Origin of the sequence: Aphanizomenon sp. CS-733/32 (assembly GCF_028330045.1) — a bacterium.
In the GTDB taxonomy this organism is placed as follows: Bacteria; Cyanobacteriota; Cyanobacteriia; order Cyanobacteriales; family Nostocaceae; genus Dolichospermum; species Dolichospermum gracile.
In genome coordinates, this window is sequence record NZ_JAQMSE010000063.1 from 1 (window position 1) to 2,792 (window position 2,792).

Below are 2,792 nucleotides of genomic sequence, written 5' to 3' on the forward strand. Positions count from 1 at the left end.
GAATAGATTTTGATGACATTTTTGGTGATTTACTGTTTCTCAAATGCCTTTTTTCACTTTGTCTGTTTGTTTTGATGCTCCCTTCGATTTTCATCTCCGTAATTTCCCTCTGTAATATTTTGGGGTGCGGAATGTGGGTTACATCTCCCAGGTTAGTTTCTGCAAATTATCATCAAACAAAAGATACCAAACAAGAAAGCATCATTAATTTAACTCTCAATGATCTCAAAGAAAACAACTTTCTCAAAATAAGTGCTGCTAATGGCTTTGTAGGAAATATTAAGCTCAATGGCAGAAATATTAAAAAGATAGTAGCTAACAACACTCAGATTCCTCTTGCAAATATCTTAAAGAAAGGTAAAAATATTCTAGAAATTGCTGGTGTTTACAAATCTACCGGATTTCCTTTTCAAGTAGAGTTACTAGGACCAAATATACAGCTTTCTCAGTCGAGTGGAGGCAGTAAAAATATTAAACAAATCTTGGTTATTTATGTAGATGAAAACAATATCATTCTTGATGATGAGAATGAATGATTCATGGTTAAATATTTAGAAGTTTTGAGCTAAAAGTTTTGAAGGATAATATCTGTAGTTTGTCATTTTTTGTCAATATCAGGGGTAAAATGATGTTCATGAAAAATTTTTATTTATTGACTTGTAGTATTTGTTATCTATTAATATCAGAATTGCTGGTTAATAAACCTGTCTTATCTCAGTCTTCCCAACAAAGTAATAATAGTAATTCTCAAGTAACAGGGGAGTATAATAATATTTTTCAGACTCCCAATCAAAATAGTAATGTTAATGAATTTAACTTTCCCAATATATATCCCCTGAATCATTCCATTGATACTCCAGTGAATACCGAAAACGATTTTGGATTCAACATTTCTGCTGGTGTGAATACTCTTGATGCTAACAATGTTACTGTGTATATAGGATTCATTTTTCAGCCTGGTAGAACTAATTCACATAAAATCAGAATGCAAAAAATTATCAAAGAAACAGAATTATTGGAAATACAAAAAAATCTGGCTCAAGGGCAACTTCAGTTAGTTCAAAGCCAAATTTATGAAGCAGAATTAAAATTAAAACAACTACAAAATACCCCATCTGAAAATAAATAATTGAGGGTATTTCACTGCGGGGGAGTTTTATCAACACATTCAGCCCGCCTATAGTAATCAAAGCACATTTTAGAGATCAGGGAGAGTTTTATGCGTAAAAATTTTGCAGAACTTTTTCGTCAAGAAGTCCGTAAACGTAAGCAGCGAAAGAAAAAACAAATAGCCCTAATAATCGGAGTTAGTTTACTAACTCTGTTCTTAATTATATGGTTTATCTACTTATGGCTGCAAGGAAAAATAATCCTCACAACAGCCCATTTAACTACCAGCATGATTCCGAACTTAATAACAACCGTCATATTAATTTTGGCAGTTGTCATTATTTTTCGTACCATTAAACATCCATCATTCAGAAAGTATTGTCAATCATTACAACTTGACAAGTTTAGTTACTGGAAAAATCTAAAACATAAAAAGTTAACGGGTATTTCAGTATTAATAGTTTTGATTCACTATACTAATCCCTATGGATGGGGTAATTTAGTCAGTTATCTAATACACAGACCCAAACCTCATCAAATAAATACAACCTTGCTCCAGAAGAATTATACAACGATTCATCCACTTATTGCTAATATGCCATCTAATGCGGAAAAAAACATCCAATCAGTGGCTAAGTATATTGTTGAAAATGAGCCAGATTCCTATTTAAGAATTAAAGCTGTACATGACTTTGTGATTAATTGGCTTACTTATGATGAAGAAGCTTGGAATAAAGGCATAAGACATCCCCAAGACCCACAAACAGTTTTTGACACTCGCAAAGCAGTTTGCGAAGGATATGCACGTCTTTTCGAGGCATTAGCCAGACAAATTGATGCCAATGTTGTTTACATTGAAGGAAGAGTTCGTCTAGAACTAATCCAAGATTCAATTCCTTCTTGGAAAAAACTGATTAAGCCTAAAGATAGTTTGACAGGTCACGCCTGGAATGCAGTTGAGATTGAAGGGAATTGGCAATTTGTTGATACAACCTGGGATGATGATGTTACTTCATATAGATCAGATTATCTGATGCGGTCCCCTAAATTAATGATCGAAAGCCATTTTCCTGATCAAATAAATTTGCCGGTTTTACATTTTTTAAATTGGCAGCTTTTACCTTTTTCTGAACAGAAAAATAGAGATAGCTTTGAAAAACAGGCTCTCGACCGTCCCATAAAACTTACCCACAATTACCAAAGTCCAGACACATCTGGACACCGATAACTATTCAAAATCTGAAGTGTAGCTTCATCAAATATAGCTGTAGCCAAGTTAATTAGGACGCTGCTTGCTTGATAACGATTTCCATTGCATCACGTAAATTGTCTGATGTGGATAAAAGCTTGGGAATCCTACTTTTCAAAGTAGCCCAACACTTTTCAATTCGGTTGAGATCAGGTGAATAAGGCGGTAAGTAAACTAACTGACACCCAGCCTCTTCAATTATAGCTGTAGCCATCAAGATTGAGACATAAACCATAATAACCAGACTTGATAGTGAAGACTGCCCGGCAAAAGTGGTTAAAGCAGCGTCCTGATTAACCTGGCTATGGCTATACTATGTTAAAATCCGTAGTCAGGGCTTCAGCCCTGTCCTAATTACTACGGATAAGATCAGGACTAAAGTCCTAACTACTATGTTAAAATATGTTAAAATCCGTAGTCAGGGCTTCAGCCC

The 2,792-nt window shown here is 34.5% G+C and carries 4 protein-coding genes; 3 read left to right on the forward strand and 1 reads right to left on the reverse strand.

Features of this window, described 5'->3' with window-relative positions; translation table 11 throughout:
- Positions 1-131 precede the first annotated feature (131 nt).
- From PN471_RS05210 to PN471_RS05220, 3 genes are all read left to right on the forward strand, one after another.
- A complete protein-coding gene (locus PN471_RS05210; RefSeq protein ID WP_271775945.1) occupies positions 132-536 on the forward strand; it encodes a hypothetical protein in 405 nt (134 codons plus the stop codon).
- 98 nt (positions 537-634) lie between these two features.
- The gene (locus PN471_RS05215; RefSeq protein WP_231939856.1) at positions 635-1,129 is read left to right on the forward strand and encodes a hypothetical protein; all 495 of its coding nucleotides are present in this window, start codon (positions 635-637) and stop codon (positions 1,127-1,129) included.
- A gap of 90 nt (positions 1,130-1,219) precedes the next feature.
- Complete coding sequence (locus tag PN471_RS05220; RefSeq protein ID WP_271775946.1) at positions 1,220-2,338, forward strand: transglutaminase domain-containing protein; 1,119 nt, start codon at positions 1,220-1,222, stop codon at positions 2,336-2,338.
- A 52-nt stretch (positions 2,339-2,390) separates the two neighbouring features.
- Here PN471_RS05220 and PN471_RS05225 read toward each other — a convergent pair whose 3' ends face one another.
- Complete coding sequence (locus PN471_RS05225; RefSeq protein ID WP_442867133.1) at positions 2,391-2,594, reverse strand: transposase; 204 nt, start codon at positions 2,592-2,594, stop codon at positions 2,391-2,393.
- Positions 2,595-2,792 lie beyond the last annotated feature (198 nt).